Consider the following 20092-nt stretch of genomic DNA (forward strand, 5'->3'; position numbering starts at 1 on the left):
ATGAAAGTTCTGGTAATCGACAACTACGATTCCTTCACCTACAACCTTGTACACTTGCTACAAGAACTTGGGGCAGAGGTAACCGTGCGAAGAAACGACAAGACAAGCTTAGAGGAAGTATCGCAATATAAGAAGATCATGCTGTCGCCGGGACCCGGTATACCTGACGAAGCGGGAATGCTGAAGGAAATCATCCGTGAGTTTGGAGCAACTAAAAGTCTTTTCGGGGTATGCCTTGGACATCAGGCGATAGGTGAGGTGTACGGAGGCAAGTTGTTTAACAGCAACGAGGTATGGCACGGCATTGCTACCCCTGTTGAAGTAGTTTGTGATGAGGAAGCACTTTTTCAAAACCTCCCGAAACAATTCAGCACCGGTCGCTACCACTCTTGGCTGGTAGAACAGAACTTACCTGAATGTCTGGTGCCAACGGCAGTGGATGGAACCGGGAATATTATGGCGCTGCGCCACAGCGACTATGATGTGCGCGGCGTGCAGTTCCATCCGGAGTCTGTGCTGACGGAGCACGGACGGGAGATGATCAAAAACTGGTTAACACATTAAATGTCATCTCGATGATAGGAGAGATCTGAATTAGAAATGCAGCAGATTTCTCGCTGTTCTCGAAAAGACAAAAAATATCAACCATGAAAGAAATACTGAACCACTTATTTGAACATAAAACGCTGAGCAGGGAACAGGCGCGTGAGGTGCTGAAGAATATTGCCGCCGGTAGGTATAACCAAAGCCAGATCTCGAGCTTTCTGACCGTTTACATGATGCGCAGCATTACTGTGGAGGAATTGGAAGGCTTTCGAAATGCCTTGCTGGAGTTGTGTCACCGGGTAGAACTGGACTCTTATGACCCGATGGACCTGTGCGGCACGGGCGGCGATGGGAAGGATACCTTCAACATTTCTACGCTATCTTCCTTTGTGGTAGCTGCAAATGGGATTGCAGTCGCCAAGCATGGCAACTATGGCGTTTCCTCGTCCTGCGGCTCTTCCAACGTGCTGGAGGCTTTGGGTATTCAATTCACCACCGACAAAGACAAGTTGGAACGCAGCATTGCAGAGTATAATATTTGCTTCCTGCATGCCCCGCTTTTCCACCCGGCCATGAAGAGTGTCGGACCAATCCGCAAAGACCTCGGCGTAAAGACTTTCTTTAACATGCTCGGGCCGATGGTAAATCCAGCTTTCCCGAAGAAACAGCTGGTGGGGGTCTTCAGTCTGGAACTGGCGCGTATGTACGGCTACCTCTACCAACAGCAACCTGACATTAGGTATAGCATCCTCCATACCTTGGACGGCTACGACGAGATCTCCCTGACGAGCCCCTTCAAAATGATTGCAGATAGCAAAGAACAATTGCTCGACGCTAGTGATTTAGGGCTTGGCCGTCTGGAGCACAACCAGATCAAAGGGGGAGAAGGTATAGCCGATTCTGCTGAGATTTTCCTTAAGGTGCTCAAAGGCGAAGGCACGGCCGCCCAAACTGATGTAGTCGCTGCCAATGCAGGCATGGCCATCCACTGCGCCCGTCCCGGAACCGCTATACCTGATGCCGTGGATTTGTCTAAAGAAACACTGCAATCAGGTAGGGCTTATACCTTATTTAACAAGCTGATAAATGACAGCAAGCTGGTAACAGCCTAATCAATTTCAAATTATTAGAGCATCCTGTTAATACATTATATAATTAGCACATTAAAACCATGAACATTCTTGACGAGATCATTGCCCATAAATACAAAGAAGTTGAAGACCGTAAGGCGCTATACCCGGTAAAACTACTGGAGAAGAGCTTATACTTCGAGACGCCTTGTCTTTCACTGGAACGCTACCTGTTGCGACCAGACAAGAGTGGCATCATTGCTGAAATCAAGCGCAAATCACCCTCTAAAGGAGATATCAACCCTTACGTGTCAGTAGAGCGAACTTCGATCGGCTACATGCAGGCGGGAGCTTCGGCTCTTTCAATTCTAACGGATACTCAATACTTTGGAGGCAAAAACGAAGACCTGATGATCGCTCGCAAGTATAACTACTGCCCGATCCTGCGAAAAGATTTCACAGTGGACGAGTACCAGATCGTAGAGGCCAAGTCGATCGGTGCTGATGCCATTTTGCTAATCGCTGCGGCTTTGGAGCCTACTAAGCTGAAACAACTGGCTGCTTTTGCCCGCTCGTTTGGACTGGAAGTATTGCTGGAAGTGCATTCTCAGCAAGAACTGGAAGCTTCGTTGAGTGAGGATGCGACGATTGTCGGAGTGAACAACCGCAATCTCCAGACTTTCCAAACGGATGTGGCCTTGTCCTTAGAATTGGCGCAGCACATCCCTGCAGGTATAACCAAGGTATCTGAAAGCGGATTGAAATCACCGAAAACACTGGTAGAGTTGCAGGTGGCGGGTTACAATGGTTTCCTGATCGGGGAGACATTCATGACAGACGGTCGTCCGGAGCGTGCAGCCGCTGAGTTTATCCGTGAACTGCGTCAGCTGCAACAAAACGTTTCGCTTGTACAGGCGCAGTCGTAAGTGGGAGTCAGTATAACAATCTGGTAGAATGAAAGACCTGAAAATAAAAGTATGCGGGATGCGCGATCCGGAAAACATCCGGCAGGTGGCGGCACTGCAACCCGATTATATGGGCTTTATTTTTTATGAAGGCTCCAAACGCTACTGCGAAGCATGCATTACGCCGCAGCTTTTAGCTGAGCTGCCGGAAGGTATACAGAAAGTGGGCGTTTTTGTGAATGAAGCTACTGAAGTTATTCAGGAGATTGTTCAGAAGTATGGGTTGGATCTGGTACAGTTGCACGGCCGCGAAACGCCGGGCCAGTGCCGGGAATTGCAAGAGGCGGGTATACGATTAATCAAGGCTTTTTCGGTTGACGACCGCTTTGTGTTTGAGAACACTTTGCTCTACGAACGCTACTGCGACTATTTGCTGTTCGACACCCGCGGGAACAACTACGGCGGCAACGGCACTGTCTTCGATTGGGAAATGCTGAAAGGTTACTTCTCGCCTCTTCCATATTTCCTGAGCGGCGGTCTGAATCTGGAAAACCTTCAGAGCAAGGAGTTTGAAGAGCTTCGTCCAAAGCCTTTCGCGATTGACGTAAACAGCGGTTTTGAACTAAAGCCGGGACTGAAGGATGTGGGTAAATTGAAGGAGCTGATCACCAAGTTTAGAGTTAGTAATTAAGAAAATTTTATAGCGCGAGCTTCCTCGCTCGTGTTTATCATAGGGGGTCTCTGGCTCAGTTGTAAGGAGTCTCGGCTTAACACTAGGGGCCACCACAATAGCTAGTCGCGAGCGAGGACGCTCGCGCCATGCAGAACCAAAAGATAAAAAACACATGAAATACTCAGTAGACGAAAACGGATTTTACGGCAAGTTCGGCGGGGCTTATGTCCCGGAAATGCTATACCCGAATGTGGAGGAGCTCCGGGAGAACTATTTGAAGATTATGGCAGAGCCGGATTTTCAGGAGGAAATGCAAAGCTTGCTCCGCGATTACGTGGGACGGCCGACGCCCCTATACTTTGCCAAGCGCCTTTCCGAAAAGTATAACACGAACATCTACCTCAAGCGGGAAGACCTTAATCATACTGGTGCACATAAGATCAACAATACGATTGGGCAGATTTTGCTGGCAAAGCGTCTGGGCAAAACCCGCATCATTGCGGAAACTGGTGCCGGTCAGCATGGCGTGGCTACCGCTACGGTTTGTGCACTGATGAACCTCGAGTGCATCGTGTACATGGGTGAAGTAGACATTGAGCGACAGGCCCCTAATGTGGCTCGCATGAAGATGTTAGGCGCCACGGTAGTGCCTGCCACCAGCGGTAGCCGTACCCTCAAAGATGCGACCAACGAAGCCATCCGCGACTGGATCAACAACCCCGAAGATACCTATTATATCATCGGCTCCGTGGTAGGTCCGCACCCATACCCAGACATGGTGGCTCGTTTTCAGGCGGTGATCTCAGAAGAAATGAAAGCGCAGTTGCTGGAGAAGACCGGCAGTGAGAACCCGGATTATGTCGTGGCCTGTGTAGGCGGCGGCAGCAATGCAGCCGGTGCTTTTTACCACTACCTCGATACGCCAGAGGTGAAGCTCGTGGCGGTTGAGGCTGCTGGCCTAGGTATAGACTCCGGTGAGTCGGCCGCTACCTCAGTCCTAGGCAAAGAAGGTATTATCCATGGCAGTCGCACTTTGCTGATGCAGACGGAAGACGGACAGGTAACAGAGCCTTACTCTATTTCTGCGGGCTTGGATTACCCGGGAGTAGGACCGCTGCATGCGCATCTGCACCAGTCCGGTCGTGCCATTTTTGAGAGTATCACGGACGAGGAGGCCTTGCAGGCGGTGTTGGAACTGACCAGACTCGAAGGCATTATACCTGCGCTTGAGACAGCCCACGCCTTGGCCGCAATTGGCAGACTGGGCGCGAAGCCAAGTGATGTGGTGGTAATCAACCTTTCAGGACGCGGTGACAAAGATTTGGCAACTTACTTAGACAGATTCAACCTAGATGGAAAATAGAATTCAGCAATTATTCGCTCAAAAGCCGCAGGGCTTGCTCTCAGTCTATTTCACGGCAGGCTTCCCTAACTTGGAGGACACCGTGCCAATCATGCTGGAGCTTGAGAAAAATGGGGTAGACTTGATTGAAATAGGTATGCCTTTCTCGGATCCATTGGCCGACGGTCCGACCATCCAGCAAAGCTCCGAAGTAGCGATCCGCAACGGCATGACCATACCCAAGCTGTTTGAGCAATTGCAGGATATCCGCCAGCATACCCAGATTCCGCTGGTGCTGATGGGCTACCTGAACCCGGTGATGCAGTATGGGATGGAGCGCTTTCTGCAAAAAGCCAGTGAATTAGGTATCGACGGTTTGATTCTGCCGGACCTGCCTTTGTCGGATTATGTGCGGGAATATAAGGCCTTGTTCGAGCGATATGGTCTCAGTAATATCTTCCTGATCACGCCGCAGACGCCGGAACAACGCATCCGCGAAATCGATACGCACACCAATGGCTTTATTTATATGGTATCTTCCGCTTCAGTGACGGGCAGCACAACGGGGCAGTCGGTGGTAAACACGTCTTATTTTGAGCGTGTGAACGGAATGGGCCTGCGCAATCCGGGCATCATCGGTTTTGGCATTCACAACCACGACACGTTCACGCAGGCCTGTAACCACGCCAGCGGCGCTATCATCGGCAGTGCTTTTATCAAGGCATTAGCCAAGGAGGGGAACCTTCACGAAAAAATCAGCACATTTATTCAAAGTATCAGACAGAACGAAATCGCATGATCATACAATTGCAACAAGGTATACCTACCGAACTACTGGAAGAGATACTGCAGGAAGTAAAAGGTATAGGTTTTAAAGCCAACGAAGTAAAGACACAGGAAGCACACTACATTGTCGGCATCGGCAAAAAGGATTTTGACATCCGCACGCTGGGTCAGTTGCCGGGCGTGGCGGACATACACCGCGTGTCGGACGAGTACAAACTGATTTCCCGCAAGTGGCGCGTGAATCCGACACTGATCGACTTGGGCGATGGCGTGGTAATAGGAGAGGGAAACTTTAGTATCATGGCTGGTCCGTGTTCTATCGAAAACGAGCGGCAGATCGAGTTGGTGGTCGAGCACCTAAAAGCCAATAATGTGAAAATCATGCGTGGCGGTGTGTTCAAGCCACGCAGTTCGCCTTATGCTTTTAGAGGGATGGGGCTGGAAGGGCTGCGCATGTTCCACCAGCTTTGCAGCGAAAATGGCATCAAGATCATCACCGAAGTCATGCAGGTGTCGCAGATCGAGGACATGGTCGATTATGTGGATGTGTTTCAGGTAGGAGCTCGCAATAGCCAAAACTTCAATTTGCTTGACTCACTGGGCGAGGCCCAGAAACCTGTGTTGCTGAAGCGTGGCATCTCCGGTACGCTGGAAGAGTTGCTGCAGGCGGCCGAGTACATCTTCTCGAACGGGAACGAGAAGATCATGCTTTGCGAGCGCGGTATACGCTCTTATGAAAACGCCTACCGCAATGTGCTCGACTTGAACGCAGTGCCGGTTCTCAAAGCCAAAACGCACCTGCCGGTAATTGTGGACCCATCGCACGGCATCGGATTGCGGGATCATGTAGAGCCAATGTCGCTGGCCGCTGTAATGGCCGGAGCCGATGGTGTAATCTACGAAACGCACCAGAAGCCGGAAGAAGCTTTCTCGGATGGGCAGCAGACGGTGAATTTTCAGGAGTCGGAGCGTTTGATCAAGCGGATGCGGCAGGCGTTTGCTTTGCGGGAAAGCTTTTAGTTTTGATAAGGTCGTAGGGCTGTTAAGTACTAGAGAAACTATACCCTTGAGGGGATTATAGGGGTGTAAAGCAAGTTGTGAGAAACTTTTATAAAACGTCAACACTTCTGATATCCCCTCAAGGGTAAAGCCGTTACATATCATTCTACCTCTTTTGTCATCCTGTAAGGATCTTAGTAGCAAGTAGCTTCTGCTTAACCTCCCGGGGGTAGGGGCCCTCTATTTCAACCAAGTTTCTTAACAGAATGACAGAATGTTTTAAGTTTATCTATTAAGAATAAAACAGCCCTGTCCTTAAGGATAGTCCTTCATCCCATGAACATAAAAAAAGCCCGGTACTACACAGTACCGGGCTTTCTGTTTTAATTAGCTTTCTTGTCTAGCGTTTCATCTAACCACTTGAAGAACTCGCGCTGCCAAACCATGGCGTTCTGCGGCTGTAGTACCCAGTGATTTTCGTCTGGCAGGTATAGGAGGCGGCTCTTGATGCCTTTAAGTTGAGCAAGCTGGAAAGCCTGCAGACCCTGCTCTATACCTACCCGGAAGTCCTGTCCGCCCTGCACGATCAGGATCGGCGTGTCCCATTTGTTGGCGAGTTCGATCGGGTTGTACTCCTTGTAGCTCTGTGGTGACTTAGTTTCCCAGTAAGGGCCTTTCAGTTCGTTGTTGGCGAAGAACATTTCTTCCGTGGTGCCATACCAGCTGCGCATGTCAAACAAACCATCGTGTGCGATGAAAGTCTTGAAACGACCTTCGTGCAGACCCGCCAGCATGAACACAGAGTAACCACCGTAGCTCGCGCCAATCGCACCCAGTCTGTCTTTGTCTACATAAGATTCTTTAGCAACATCATCGATGGCAGACAGGTAGTCGCGGATTGGCTGACCGCCCCAATCACCGCTGATCTGGCGGTTCCACTCTTCGCCATGACCCGGCATGCCGCGACGGTTAGGTGCCACCACAATGTAGCCTTGCGCTGCGATCAGCTGCAGGTTCCAGCGGTAAGAGTAAAACTGTGTTAGGGCAGACTGCGGACCACCTTGGCAGTAGAGTAGTGTCGGGTATTTTTTGTTCGGGTCGAAGTCCGGTGGGTATACTACCCACGAGAACAGGTCTTTGCCATCGCTGGCTTTGGTGGTGCGTGGCTCCACTTTGCTCTTCGCCAGCTTGTCGTATACCTCGTCGTTCACTTTCGTGAGCTGCGTCAGTTGGCCCGACTTGGTATCCAGACGATATAGCTCCGGCGCACGGTTCATGTCGTTGCGCGACACGATCAGGTTATTGCCAGCCTGACCCGCAATACCATTCACGTCGAACTGGCCTTTGGTCACCTGACGTATACCTTTTGCCGTGAACTTCTCGAGGTTTTTCGGAAGCGCGATCTCGTATACCTGAATCGTGCCTTTGGTAGGGGCTACAAACCAGATCTTGCTGCCGTCGTTGTTCCACTCAAATCCATTGATGGTTTCGTCCCAGTCTTTGGTCAAGTTGTGCTTCTTACCCGACTTTGTGTCTAGTACGATCAGCTCATTCTGATCCGCCTCGTTGCCGTCTTCGTCCATCGCCAGCCAAGCCAGTTTAGAACCGTCGGCGCTGTAAGTTGGATGGGTGTCGTAGCCCATGTTGCCCTCTGTGAGGTTGGTCGTTTTTCCACTGGTGATATCGTAGCGGTAAATGTCGGTATTGGTGCTTACAGCGTAATCCTTGCCAAACTTCTTCTTGCTCACATAAAGAATGGCCTTGCTGTCCGGACTCCAGATCACGTCTTCCTTGCCTCCAAACGGCTTCTGCGGCGCATCAAATGGCTCACCTTTCATCAGGTCAACCGGCGTGCCGAGCTGACCATTGTTGTAGCTGGCAAAGAAGATGTGCTGAAACTTGCCCTCTTCCCACGTATCCCAGTGGCGGTAGTTCAGGTCGTCGTATACGTAAGCATTCGACTTCTTCAACTCTGGGTAGATGTCGGTGCTGTGCATCTTTTTCACTTCCACTTCGCGGGAGAACAATAAGTGTTTTCCATCTGGTGAGAAACGCACATTGCTCAGGCCGCCTTCCACGTTGGTGAGTTGCTTCGGTGCGCCTTTGCCACCCGCTAACTGCCATAGCTGCCCTTTGTGCAGGTACACGACGTTGCCTGTCGCCTTGTCAATGTGCACCACGCTTTCACTGCCTTTGCTAGAAGTCAGCTGGGTTGCTTGTCCACCCGCAACAGGTATAGCGTAGAGGTTGCGCTCGCTGTTGTTTTCTTCCACGTTCGGGTAGCTCACGCCATAGATCACGGATTTACCGTCGGGAGTTATGGTTTCTGCAGAAACCCGGCCCAGTTTCCAAAGAAGTTCCGGGGTCATGCGCTGTTGTGCCTGCGCCATTGTCACGGCAAACACACCAGCCAGTATCATTATCTTTTTCATGCTCCAAAAATAACCGAAAACCCGACATTCTGAAATGACAATCGTATACCTTCCGAAAAAGAAACAGACAGAAGCATGGTATTCCGCCATCCGCAACTTATATTTGTACCAATGAAAGGCACAATGGCACATCTGCACCATCATCATGCACGAAGCAACAGTTTCGGAGCCGTCTGCCTATGGATTTGATTTAGTTTTACTAAAATATACTTTCCAAAAGCCTGACTCCGAACAGAGTCAGGCTTTTTTTGTTTGTCTGAATCAGGATCTTAGGATTTATTAATCATTCGTCACTATTCATTACTCATTATAAACTATGAACCTCGTTATAGTTGATTACAAAGCTGGTAATGTGCAGTCGGTGCTGTTTGCGCTGGAGCGACTAGGGGTGCAGGCTACGCTAAGCTGCGATTTTGAAACGATCAAGGCGGCGGAAAAGGTAATTTTTCCGGGAGTGGGAGAAGCCTCTTCGGCCATGGCTGAGCTACGGGCCCGCAATCTGGACAAGCTCCTGCCAACACTCGAACAGCCTTTCTTCGGTGTTTGCTTAGGTATGCAGTTACTCTGTAAGCACTCCGAAGAAGGAGATACAGACTTGCTCGGTATTATTCCGTTACCGGTAAAGCGATTTCAGACAGACTTGAAAGTACCGCATATGGGCTGGAATCAATTGGAAAACTTGAAATCGCCTTTGTTTGAAGGTATAGCCGAAGGAGAATACGCTTATTATGTGCACAGCTACTATGTGCCGCTGAGTGAGTATACCATCGCACAGACTTCCTATCCGGAGCCTTTCTCGGCCGCATTACAATATAAAAACTTCTACGCTGCGCAGTTTCATCCCGAAAAAAGCGGTCCTGCCGGTTCTCAGATCCTTAAAAACTTCCTTGCCTTATGATGGAAATAATCCCAGCCATTGACCTGATCGGCGGCCAATGCGTGCGCCTCACTGAAGGCGATTTCGCCCAGCAAACCACCTACGACAGCAACCCCTTAGATGTGGCTAAACGCTTTGAAGCCAATGGCATCAAACGCCTGCACTTGGTGGATCTTGACGGTGCCCGTGCCCGTAAGCCGGTGAACTTAAACGTACTCGAAAGTATTGCCGCCAACACAAACCTTACCATCGACTTTGGCGGTGGTTTGCAGTCCGACGAAGCCCTGCAACAGGCTTTTGATGCGGGTGCCTCGCAGATCACAGCGGGCAGCATTGCAGTACGTGAGCCGGAGAGAGTGAAGAACTGGCTCTTACAGTACGGAGCCGACAAAATCATCATCGGCGCTGATTTCAAAGGCACCAACATCGCCATCAGCGCATGGACCGAAGAGAGCAAATACCCACTGCAGGATTTTATGTCAGGCTACCTCAAAACGGGCGCCAAACTTTTCATCTGCACCGATGTTAGCAAAGACGGCAAACTGCAGGGGCCTTCCATCAACACCTACCGTCACCTGAAACTCACTTTACCAGAAGCCCAAGTGATTGCCAGTGGTGGCGTCACCACGATGCAGGATCTTGAAGTATTGCAGGAGATCGGCGTAAAAGGCGCCATTATCGGAAAGGCAATCTACGAAGGAACAATTACACTAAAGGACTTAGCGCGATTTTTATGTTAACTAAACGCATTATACCTTGCCTTGACATTAAGAATGGCCGTACCGTAAAGGGTGTCCGTTTTGAGAATATCCGTGATGCCGGCGATCCGGTGGAGTTGGCCAAGTGGTATGCCGAGCAAGGCGCCGACGAACTGGTGTTTCTGGATATCACCGCCACCAACGAAGAGCGCAAAACCTTCGCTGAACTCGTGCGCGACATTGCCCGCCACATCGATATCCCTTTCACAGTGGGAGGCGGCATCAGTGCCGTGGCCGACGTGGAAGTGCTGTTGCAAGCCGGTGCCGATAAAGTGTCAATCAACTCGGCCGCTATCCGCAATCCGCAGTTGGTAGAAGACTTGGCCCGACGCTTCGGTAGCCAGTGTGTGACCGTGGCCATTGATACCAAGTATACTGAAGCAACAGGCTGGAAGGTATACGCTCGCGCCGGAACCGTGGAGACAGAACATGCCACCGTGCACTGGGCCAAGAAAGTGGTGGAGCTGGGTGCTGGTGAGATCCTACTGACAAGTATGAACAACGACGGTACCAAAGCCGGTTTTGCGCTGGATATTACCAAAGCGGTTTCAGAAGCGGTTTCCGTACCGGTGATCGCTTCAGGTGGTGCAGGTACTATGCAGCATTTCGCTGACGCTTTCCAGATTGCCCATGCCGACGCCGCCCTTGCCGCTAGCCTCTTTCACTTCCGCGAACTGGACATACCGGATTTGAAGCTTTTCCTAAAAGGAGAAGATATAGCGGTAAGATGCTAACTTCCCAACTTTCTAACTTCTAAACTTATTTCTCTGTGCTAGATTTCAATAAAATGGGTGGGTTGGTACCCGCCGTGATACAGGATGCTGAGACGAGCCAAGTGCTGATGTTGGGCTACATGAACCAAGAGGCATTTGACAAAACGCAAAAAGAGGGGCTGGTGACTTTTTTCTCCCGCTCTAAAAACCGTCTCTGGACAAAAGGCGAAACTTCCGGGCATACCTTGCAGGTGGTCAGCATCGTTGATGACTGTGACAATGATTCGCTCTTAATTAAGGTGAAACCAAACGGCCCGACCTGCCATACCGGTGACACCAGTTGCTTTGGCGAGGATGCTGGAGTTAAACGTATGGCGGCCATTCAGTTTATCGCCAAACTAGAGGAAGTGATACAGCAACGTAAGGCAAACCCTACAGAAGCTTCCTATACCAATTTCCTGTTCGACAAAGGCGTAAACAAGATCGCTCAGAAAGTAGGGGAAGAGGCCGTGGAAACGGTGATTGATGCGGTGGCTGGAAAACTGGACACAATGAAAGGTGAGGCCGCTGACCTGCTGTACCATCTGCTGGTGTTATTGGCAGCCACGGGACTGGAGTTAGCCGACGTGGTGGCGGTGCTACAAGAACGACATAAGAAATAAGGCATCAAAAAAGCCAGTAATTTGATTACTGGCTTTTTTGATTTTAATGATAAGCTTTACTTCTTTAGCTTCAGGTTGTTGAATTCACCTCTTAGTATGATGTCGCACTTTCGAGGTGTTGATGGATTTGTTTCGTAAGCAGTTGGGTCTGTTACATTTTTTATGTTTACTACATAACTGCCGCTGGCAAGGCCAGTCGAGGCATTGTAGGTTTTAATTTCAAAATTGCCCTCCATTTGGTTGCCAACACTGAACAAAGCATTACTGCTTGTCTTGTTATGGTAATGGTAGTAGGTGAGTTCTGCCTTCCCTGACTTATTGGTAGAAAGTGACTTCAGACTGTAAGTACCCACATAGCCGTTTTTCAAGTCTGTTTTCCTAATGTTAAAAACTATTGCATCTTTTCTAACCGGCTTGGTGGGGGCAAACATTACCTCCAACCTGTCATCATCCGAGAGCAGTTGCATTTCAGATAAGCTTAAGGTATAGACCATTCTGTCTGTTTCCTCAGAACCCAGATAATCAAAAGTCCGCTCCATAGTTGCTTCTACATTTGGCAGGATAGAAGCAGTTTCTTCCTCCTTTTGATCGCATGATGCAAATGAAATCGCCAGTGAGCAGAACCAGACAAAGGAGATAATCTTTTTCATAGTTTTAATTTGACTTTAAAATTATGAAAAAGATTAATTATGGCATAATAAATATTAAAAATTCTTTATATAAAATGTTTTAACTGATCTGCTATTTCTCCACCTTTCTCTTCCTGCACAAAGTGGCCGGCATTAAAACGTTTGATTTGAGCATCAGGAAAGGCTTTTTGCCATTTGTCCAACAGGTGCAGTGGCAGCAGCGCGTCTTTTTCTCCCCAGAGTATAAGCTTAGGTACAGCCCGTAGGCTTTCTCGCTGTTCCCAAAGGCTGGAAAACCAAGGTCCTGAATCCTTAAGCGCCACTGCAAATCGCCAAGTTCCCTCTCTGTTTCGAGGGTTGTTGAGCGGCTTAAGGTAATGCTGGTGCACATCTTTGCTGAGGTGCCGTTTCTCGCGGTAGCCCCGTGGCAACAGCACGCGAGCCGAGAAGCCGAGACGCAGGTATAGAAAACGCCCTACCGCGCCATTCAAGAAATTGCTGATCTTCATGATCTGCTTCTCTTCCTCCAGTGACCACATCCAAGTATTTAATATGACAAGGCGCTTCACATTTTCAGGGTGCTTCAACGCATAGCTCAACCCAATCGGACCTCCAAAATCATGCACCACGAGCGTTATGTTTTTTAGTTGCAGGTTTTCGATGAGTTGCTCCAAGTTCTGGGCATGGGCTTCGGGTGTATAGGCAAATTCTGCTGGTTTCTCGGACAGGCCAAAACCCAAATGATCTGGTGCGATGCAGCGGTGATTGCGGCTAAGCGCTTTAATTTGCTGCCGCCACACAAAGGACCACGTCGGAGTGCCATGCACAAACACGACCGGATCACCCTGTCCCTCATCAACATAATGCATTTGCCCGGACTGCAACTGCATAGTGTGATGCGCAAAGGGGTAAAGAATACGGTCAAGCCATTTAGGAGATTTCATATCATTTTCAAAAAACAACAAACAATCACTTCTTATACTTCATAATCAGGAGGGAGGCCACGTCATCGATCGGGTAATTTTCATATAGCAAAAAGTGGTGCGCCATACCGTCGATGGAGGCAAAAAGTAGTTTCGCTTCGAGATCAGGGAAGGGGATGCCCGCCGTTATCAGATTTTGCTTAATGCGGGCCTCAATGAAAGCGGTCTGTTCCTGCATGTCAGCCATGAGTTGCTTTACCACCGCAGACTGCATGCGGATGCCGTGCAGTAGTTTCCAGAAATCCTTCTTTTCCTTCAACAACTTTACTGTCTGCCGGATGTGGCGTTCTATACCTGTACTACTTGAGCCATTGTCAGGCAAGTCTGAGAAAGAATCGTGGATGTCCTGAACACCGCGTCTAAATATTTCTTCCAGTAGTTCGTCCTTACTTTTAAAGTAGTTGTACAGCAAACCCAACGATATATCCGCTTCGGCGGCGATAGTGCGGATAGAAGTGGCTTCATATCCTTGGGTCGCAAAAAGACTTAGACCGACCCCAATTAGCTTATTTACACTCTGTTCTCTTTTTTCCTGAAAGCGACTCATATTATTGAATGAACGTACGTTCAAATATAGGTAATAATATTGAATGAGTGTTCATTAAATAAGTTTTGCTTATGTTGGATTGAATGAATTGCTAAAATTATTAGTAATTAGGTTTCGTCGTTATGAGGTGTCTTCAGCAATGGTCAGCCTATAAAATTTATCAAATGGTTTGTTATAAACAGGGTGTGCTTAAATGCGACTTGTGCTAAGCAGCCCGTGGATGTTAAGTCGCTTACCTTACAAGACATGGTAGTTCCATTAAACCCAGCTGTACTGAACCTCAATTTGTACTCACTTCTTTTATGAGCATCAAGTAAGACAGTCTGCAGAAAAGCGAACTCATAGATAGAGCTGTACCGCAAGAAAGGCAGTGGAAATTTGAACGTGTGTTACGAAGACTTTAAGGTGGAACTGCTCACTAAGGATGTGAACAAAAGACAGTCGCTCGACAAAAATATCCTCCCTAAAGTGGCTACCTTAAAGAAAGAGAGTGAGTGCAGAAGGGTGAAATTGCAGTGGCGCGTGTTAAAAGCCAGTCAGTATTCTACTACTGAAAAAACTGACTTGTGAGCGTTTTCCGAACAGCCGTAGGTATCAAAGTAATAGCCGCCAGCCTCCAATAGGGGAACAGGAAAGGAGTATTAAGTTTAGAATTCCAAACCATAGAACTCTAAACTCAGAACTCGAGACTCAGAACTCAATCTTAACTTCCCGTTGTTTTAATCAACAGTTTTCTATACTTGGTGAAAATGCTGGATTTAGATACGAAGCCGAGGTATTGATCGCCTTTGAGCACGGGGAGGTTCCATGCGCCGGTTTCGTCGAACTTTTTCATCACATCGGCCATGGTATCGTTGTGGCGCACGACGGCAGGCGGGGCCGACATTAGTTCTGATACCAGCACCTTGTCATATTTGTCCTGTTTGAACATGATCTCCCGCACGTCCTCTAGCAAAATAATGCCCCGCAGCTTTTGCTGTTCATCCACCACTGGGTATAGGTTACGGCGGGAGTGGGCGATCACATCCACGAGTTCGCCTAACGTGGCCGTATGCCTGACAGGGTGAAAATCAGTTTCCACGAGGTGGCGGATCTGCATAATGCGTAACACCGTGCGGTCTTTGTTGGCTGTGAGCAGCTCGCCTTTTTGGGCCAGTTTTTTGGTGTCGAGTGAGAAAGGCTCAAAGTATTTCACGAGCGCATAAGCAGTTGCTGATACGATCATAAGTGGAATCATCAAGGTATAGCCCCCCGATATCTCCGCGATCAGGAAGACTGCCGTGAGTGGAGCGTGCATGACACCGCTCAGTATACCTGCCATACCTACCACAGTGAAACTACTCTCGGGCAGCTTGTGTAATTCCAGCATGTTGATGAGCCGACTCATAAAGAAACCCACATGCGCCCCCACAAACATTGACGGGGCGAAGTTGCCGCCGTTGCCCCCGCCAGCGATGGTGAAGGTCGTGGCTGCTACTTTCACGAGGGCGAGCATGCCCACAAAGCCGAGCACTAGCCATTCGTTTGTGCCGAAAAACGAAAGCCAACTGTCCTGCAGCAGACCTTCGGGTTTGCCGCTTTCTAAGAGTTTCACGGCGCCGTAGCCCTCACCGAATAGCGGCGGAAACAGCATAATAAGCAGCCCGAGTAAGACACCTCCCACAAGTGCGCGCCGGTAGGGCTGGTTCTGAAAGGGCTCAAACAGTGCTTCTATACGCCAAGCCGCCCGGCTATAGTATACCGACATCAAACCGGTGAGGACACCTAGTAGCACATAAAAGGGCACATGGGAAGCGGCGAAAATATCAAGCTGATCGGTAAAGAATAGCAACTCTTCGCGTAAAATAATACGCGAGCAAAGCGCTCCAACTACTGCGGAGATGATCAAAGGGATGAAGGCCGAGATGCTGATATCGGTGAGCAGCACCTCAATGGCGAAAAGGACACCGGCGATAGGTGCATTAAAAACAGCGGCTATACCTGCCGCCGCACCGCATGCTAGCAGCAAGGTGCGGTCGCGGTAGTTGAGGTGGTACTCCCGCCCGAAATTAGACCCGATGGCCGAGCCCGTCACCACAATCGGCGACTCAAGTCCCGCAGACCCCCCAAATCCCGCCGTAATACCACTGGTGAGCACATGCGAATACATCTTATGCGACTCCACCAGACTTGACTTCTGCGAGATGGTATGCAGGATACTGGCTGTTCCGCGCCCCAACTGACCATTGAATAGCACCCGCACCAAAAACACCACCAGTAGGATGCCGATCAGCGGAAAGACCACCAGCCACACCGGTTCCTCCAACAGGCGGTTGCCATAGGCCAACAGCTGATGTATGTAGTGCACCAGCGTTTTGAGCACCACGGCGGCAAGACCGGCGGTGAGCCCAACCAATACGCTCGATATCAAGATGAAATCGCGGGTGGAGGTATGGCGGCGAAGCCAGAGGAGCGGTATTTTATACTTGCGGAACTGGGGCATGAAGGACTATACGCGAATATGTTCGCGGGTTTACAAAAATTGAAATTTAAAGACAGGACCTTGCCGGTTCAGCCCATAAAGGTATAAATTGTGCATTTTTAGCAAAAAAATAACACTGTAAATCTAACCTCCTGCCGGGTTTTTTAGTTATTATAGAGGTTGGAACAGGAGTAGAAACATCCAATTAAGTGTGTATGCAACAAGAACCAGACAAAAGCGGAAACCTGATACTGAAAGAACTGCACGGACATTTCCATGTGATAGGTGATGTGCATGGCTGTTTCGATGAGCTTTTGGCACTGCTGCAAAAACTGGGTTATGAGGTGTACGATGATAGCAAGACAGGCAAGTATCGTGTGACCCCTCAGGAAGGCAGCATGGCTGTGTTCGTTGGCGATCTTGTGGACCGGGGGCCGAACTCACCGGAGGTACTGCGCCTCGTCATGGACATGGTGGAGCAGGATGTGGCGCTCTGCGTGAGCGGAAACCACGACGACAAACTCTACCGTAAGCTTATGGGGCGAAACGTGCAGGTGCGGCATGGGCTGGAACTCACCGTGGCCCAGCTCGAAAATTATGACAAAGCGTTTATTGACCGGGTCCGGGAGTTTTTGGGGCACTTGCCGCACCACATTATTTTGGACGACGGCCGTTTGGTTGTGGCACATGCCGGACTGGAAGAGCGGCTGCACGGCCGGCACAGCAAATCAGTGCGCGATCTCTGTCTTTATGGCCCCACCACTGGCGAACTTGATGCGCATGGCCTGCCAGTTCGCCTCGACTGGGCCGCCGATTACTCGGGCGTAGCAGTGGTCGTCTATGGGCACACCCCGGTTCGCGAACCGCGCTGGAAAAACAACACCATCAACATTGACACAGGCTGCGTGTTCGGCGGAAAGCTAACAGCGCTCACCTATCCTGATCATATCCTTACAACCGTCGATGCCTTCGACACCTACGCCGAGTCTATCCGGCCCTTCCTGCAGCCAACAGCACACTAATCTATTTATTCGGACGATTATCCTTTTCGTGGTCACGATGGAACTGGTGCTCATTGTGCATGTAGTCTTTAAACTCCTCCAAGTTGGTACGGTCCCAAAACGGAATCTTGTTGCGCACAGCGGTGCGGCCGATCACGTGCGCGGCCACAGGGGAAGTGATGAATGTAAAGCAGATGATCAGCACCACTTTCAAGAACATGTCAGGCTCGTTGAAATAAATACCCATACCTGAAAGAATCAGTCCGAGGCCCAATGTTGCTCCTTTGGTGATGGCCGACATGCGAATGTAAAAGTCGGGGAAGCGAAGCAGGCCGATGGTGCTTATCAGCATAAACATAACACCGATGATAATGAGCACCGAACTGATGATCTCGCGGATGAGCAGGAAATTTACGTTTTCAAACATAGGCTAGCGGGTTGATTTCATAAGATAATAGGCAAAGGAGATGGAGCCCAGAAAACCGAAGAGTGACAGTATAATGGCCACATCAATAAAGTCTTCGTTTCCTGTGAGTTCCGTGTAAATGGCCACAATGCCAATAACGTTGGCCACAAACAGGTCGAAGGCCGTAATACGGTCGGGTAGGGTCGGACCAATGGCGAAACGTATGGCCGTCATGACCAGACAAATACTCAGGGCTGCCATTGCAAATATGAGGGTGAAAGAAAAAAGACTCATCTTGTCAGTTCCATTAAACGGCGCTCAAAGCCGTGTTTTATTTCATGTTTCACCAACTCCACATCATTGTGCTTTACGTAGAGCGTGTGCACATAGAGCACTTTGCAGTCGGGGCTCACATCTACGGACAGGGAGCCCGGCGTTAGCGTAATGATGCCGGCCAGCAGCGTGATTTCCATGTCGGTCGTTACCGAAAGCGGCAGCGCTATAACGGTGGGTTTCATGCGGTAGTTTGGGGTGAGGATGTCGTAGGCCACCTTCAGATTTGCGATTACCAGTTCTTTTAGGAAGAATAAGATAAAAGTGAAAGCCTTTGGCAGTTTATGGAAATAGGAGCGATGGTAAGAAGGTGAAGAAAGCCAGAGTATAAACATGATGATAACCCAGACCGCCACCGCCCAGATGGCATTGTAGGGCAACACCGGGTCGCCGTACTGAAAGTACACGTAGCTGCCGAAAAAGGCGATCAGGAAATGGACGATAAAAGTTTTCATGTTATCTTTTCAATACGGCATTAATGTACAATTCGCTGTTGAGAAGCTGTTCTGCAGCCAAATGAGCCATGGAAACTACCGGCTCCGCGTAAATCCCGATAAACAGAATAAAGACTACTAGGAATACAATAGGTACGTGCATCATTCTACTTGCCTGTTGCTCGCTATCCGCCATAACATCCAAGAGCGGATCCGACTCCGGTTTCTTTTTCCAGAATACCTCGTTCCATATTTTGGTCATCGAGAAAATAGTGATCAGACTCACCGCCAAGGAGGTGATCACAATGACGAAACTGTCTATCTCAAAACCGGCCTTGGCCAGCATGAATTTTCCCCAAAAGCCGGAGAAAGGCGGGATGCCCGCCAGTGAAAAAGCCGATATAAAAAACAGCAGCGACAAAAACGGATGCTGCAAGTATACGCCACCTAACTTTTTGAGCGCAAAAGTACCGTTGCGGTGCGCCACCACGCCACTGATCAGGAAGAGGTTGGTTTTCACCAAGATGTTATGAATGATAAAGTAGATGCTTCCCGCTATGGCCAGTGGTGTGAACAGCGCCAGTCCCATTAGCATATACCCGATCTGGCTGACGATGTGGAATGAAAGAATCTTGCGGAAATCGTTCTGCGATGCAGCTCCAAACACACCGATGACCATGGTGAAGCCCGCCAGTACCGTTAAAAGCGGAATTGTAAGATCTTGATCTGTGACAAAAATCAGCGTGAAAAGACGAATGAGTGCGTACATGCCCACTTTCGTGAGCATACCCGCAATAAAAGCCGAGATGGCAATGGGAGGGGTGTGATAGGAGGCGGGCAGCCAGAAAAACAGCGGAAAGATGGCGGACTTGATGCCAAAGGCGATCAGAAAAAACATACCCGCCATGGAAATTAGGGCCGGATGGGAAACAGGTGTGCGCACTAGTACGGCCAACTCAGCCATGTTAAGCGACCCCATGATACCATAGACCACGCCTATACCTGTCAGCAGAAAGCCGGATGCCAGAAAGTTGATGGTCACGTACTTAATGGCCCCCTCCAACTGTGGTTTGGTTCCCCCGAGCGCAATTAGCACAAAGCAGCAGATGAGCAGCACTTCGAACCACACAAACAGATTGAACAAGTCGCCGGTAAGACAGGCCCCGGAAACACCCATTTGAAGGATGAGCAGCACAGGGTAGTAGCCGAATGTCTGGCGGGCTTTGTCGAGTCCTTTGATAGAATAAAGATAAATGGCCATTCCGGTTATGGAACTAGTGATAACCATCAGGGAACTGAATACATCAGCCACGATCGTGATACCAAACGGAGCAGGCCAGCTACCCATCTGGGTGGACATAATGCCCTTGTTATTCACTTCCAATAGCAGCACGAAAGAGGCGATCAGCATGCAGGCTTGGGCCAAAATGCCAATAAGCTGTTGCACGCGCACATACCGCCAGAAAAAGAGACAAAGAATAGCCCCGTAAAGCGGTATGAGCAGTGGCAACAGGAGTAGCAGGTGATTCATAGGG

Annotated in this window: 21 protein-coding genes; 12 read left to right on the forward strand and 9 right to left on the reverse strand. The window is 49.5% G+C overall.

Annotated features, from left to right (window positions below):
- From Q1A04_RS17635 to aroF, 7 genes are all read left to right on the forward strand, one after another.
- Positions 1 to 564 (forward strand): aminodeoxychorismate/anthranilate synthase component II, encoded by a 564-nt coding sequence (locus Q1A04_RS17635; RefSeq protein WP_299708613.1) that lies wholly within the window; start codon positions 1 to 3, stop codon positions 562 to 564.
- 83 nt (positions 565 to 647) lie between these two features.
- A complete protein-coding gene (trpD, locus tag Q1A04_RS17640; RefSeq protein ID WP_299708616.1) occupies positions 648 to 1658 on the forward strand; it encodes an anthranilate phosphoribosyltransferase in 1011 nt (336 codons plus the stop codon).
- Positions 1659 to 1717: 59 nt separating this feature from the next.
- Complete coding sequence (gene trpC / locus Q1A04_RS17645; RefSeq protein WP_299708619.1) at positions 1718 to 2542, forward strand: indole-3-glycerol phosphate synthase TrpC; 825 nt, start codon at positions 1718 to 1720, stop codon at positions 2540 to 2542.
- Positions 2543 to 2570: 28 nt separating this feature from the next.
- The gene (locus Q1A04_RS17650) at positions 2571 to 3212 is read left to right on the forward strand and encodes a phosphoribosylanthranilate isomerase (RefSeq protein ID WP_299708622.1); all 642 of its coding nucleotides are present in this window, start codon (positions 2571 to 2573) and stop codon (positions 3210 to 3212) included.
- Between the two features lie 154 nt (positions 3213 to 3366).
- Entirely contained in the window at positions 3367 to 4557 is a 1191-nt protein-coding gene (gene trpB / locus Q1A04_RS17655) for a tryptophan synthase subunit beta (RefSeq protein ID WP_299708625.1), read from the forward strand.
- On the forward strand, positions 4547 to 5335 hold the full coding sequence (gene trpA, locus Q1A04_RS17660) for a tryptophan synthase subunit alpha (protein ID WP_299708628.1): 789 nt from the start codon (positions 4547 to 4549) through the stop codon (positions 5333 to 5335). Before trpB ends, trpA begins: the two co-directional genes overlap by 11 nt.
- Entirely contained in the window at positions 5332 to 6342 is a 1011-nt protein-coding gene (gene aroF / locus Q1A04_RS17665) for a 3-deoxy-7-phosphoheptulonate synthase (protein WP_299708631.1), read from the forward strand. Before trpA ends, aroF begins: the two co-directional genes overlap by 4 nt.
- Before the next feature lie 362 nt (positions 6343 to 6704).
- Here the strand turns inward: aroF and Q1A04_RS17670 are convergent, their stop codons facing one another.
- The gene (locus Q1A04_RS17670) at positions 6705 to 8753 is read right to left on the reverse strand and encodes a S9 family peptidase (protein WP_299708634.1); all 2049 of its coding nucleotides are present in this window, start codon (positions 8751 to 8753) and stop codon (positions 6705 to 6707) included.
- A 316-nt stretch (positions 8754 to 9069) separates the two neighbouring features.
- On the opposite strand from Q1A04_RS17670, the gene hisH reads away from it, so the two are divergent.
- From hisH to hisIE, 4 genes are read left to right on the forward strand one after another with little or no spacing between them, the layout of a single operon-like run.
- Positions 9070 to 9651: an imidazole glycerol phosphate synthase subunit HisH gene (gene hisH / locus Q1A04_RS17675; protein ID WP_299708637.1), complete on the forward strand. Its 582-nt coding sequence runs from the start codon at positions 9070 to 9072 to the stop codon at positions 9649 to 9651.
- On the forward strand, positions 9648 to 10370 hold the full coding sequence (gene hisA, locus Q1A04_RS17680; protein WP_299708640.1) for a 1-(5-phosphoribosyl)-5-[(5-phosphoribosylamino)methylideneamino]imidazole-4-carboxamide isomerase: 723 nt from the start codon (positions 9648 to 9650) through the stop codon (positions 10368 to 10370). Before hisH ends, hisA begins: the two co-directional genes overlap by 4 nt.
- Positions 10364 to 11122: an imidazole glycerol phosphate synthase subunit HisF gene (hisF, locus tag Q1A04_RS17685; protein ID WP_299708643.1), complete on the forward strand. Its 759-nt coding sequence runs from the start codon at positions 10364 to 10366 to the stop codon at positions 11120 to 11122. Before hisA ends, hisF begins: the two co-directional genes overlap by 7 nt.
- Positions 11123 to 11157: 35 nt before the next feature.
- On the forward strand, positions 11158 to 11763 hold the full coding sequence (gene hisIE, locus Q1A04_RS17690; protein WP_299708646.1) for a bifunctional phosphoribosyl-AMP cyclohydrolase/phosphoribosyl-ATP diphosphatase HisIE: 606 nt from the start codon (positions 11158 to 11160) through the stop codon (positions 11761 to 11763).
- A 56-nt stretch (positions 11764 to 11819) separates the two neighbouring features.
- Here hisIE and Q1A04_RS17695 read toward each other — a convergent pair whose 3' ends face one another.
- From Q1A04_RS17695 to Q1A04_RS17710, 4 genes are all read right to left on the reverse strand, one after another.
- The gene (locus tag Q1A04_RS17695) at positions 11820 to 12413 is read right to left on the reverse strand and encodes a hypothetical protein (protein WP_299708649.1); all 594 of its coding nucleotides are present in this window, start codon (positions 12411 to 12413) and stop codon (positions 11820 to 11822) included.
- A 65-nt stretch (positions 12414 to 12478) separates the two neighbouring features.
- Positions 12479 to 13336 carry an alpha/beta fold hydrolase gene (locus Q1A04_RS17700; RefSeq protein WP_299708652.1) on the reverse strand — a complete coding sequence of 286 codons (858 nt, stop codon included), beginning with the start codon at positions 13334 to 13336 and terminating at the stop codon, positions 12479 to 12481.
- A gap of 25 nt (positions 13337 to 13361) precedes the next feature.
- Positions 13362 to 13946, reverse strand: a complete 585-nt coding sequence (locus tag Q1A04_RS17705; RefSeq protein ID WP_299708655.1) for a TetR/AcrR family transcriptional regulator — start codon at positions 13944 to 13946, stop codon at positions 13362 to 13364.
- Between the two features lie 679 nt (positions 13947 to 14625).
- Positions 14626 to 16404 (reverse strand): chloride channel protein, encoded by a 1779-nt coding sequence (locus Q1A04_RS17710; RefSeq protein WP_299708658.1) that lies wholly within the window; start codon positions 16402 to 16404, stop codon positions 14626 to 14628.
- A gap of 194 nt (positions 16405 to 16598) precedes the next feature.
- On the opposite strand from Q1A04_RS17710, the gene Q1A04_RS17715 reads away from it, so the two are divergent.
- Positions 16599 to 17405, forward strand: coding sequence for a metallophosphoesterase (locus Q1A04_RS17715; RefSeq protein WP_299708661.1), 807 nt, complete (start codon positions 16599 to 16601; stop codon positions 17403 to 17405).
- Position 17406: 1 nt separating this feature from the next.
- Here Q1A04_RS17715 and mnhG read toward each other — a convergent pair whose 3' ends face one another.
- From mnhG to Q1A04_RS17735, 4 genes are read right to left on the reverse strand one after another with little or no spacing between them, the layout of a single operon-like run.
- A complete protein-coding gene (mnhG, locus tag Q1A04_RS17720; RefSeq protein WP_299708664.1) occupies positions 17407 to 17811 on the reverse strand; it encodes a monovalent cation/H(+) antiporter subunit G in 405 nt (134 codons plus the stop codon).
- 3 nt (positions 17812 to 17814) lie between these two features.
- Positions 17815 to 18084 (reverse strand): monovalent cation/H+ antiporter complex subunit F, encoded by a 270-nt coding sequence (locus tag Q1A04_RS17725; protein ID WP_299708667.1) that lies wholly within the window; start codon positions 18082 to 18084, stop codon positions 17815 to 17817.
- Positions 18081 to 18578, reverse strand: coding sequence for a Na+/H+ antiporter subunit E (locus Q1A04_RS17730; protein ID WP_299708670.1), 498 nt, complete (start codon positions 18576 to 18578; stop codon positions 18081 to 18083). The genes Q1A04_RS17725 and Q1A04_RS17730 overlap by 4 nt, the downstream gene beginning before the upstream one ends.
- Before the next feature lies 1 nt (position 18579).
- Complete coding sequence (locus Q1A04_RS17735) at positions 18580 to 20088, reverse strand: proton-conducting transporter membrane subunit (RefSeq protein WP_299708673.1); 1509 nt, start codon at positions 20086 to 20088, stop codon at positions 18580 to 18582.
- Positions 20089 to 20092 lie beyond the last annotated feature (4 nt).

The organism is uncultured Pontibacter sp. (assembly GCF_947499215.1).
In the GTDB taxonomy this organism is placed as follows: Bacteria; Bacteroidota; Bacteroidia; order Cytophagales; family Hymenobacteraceae; genus Pontibacter.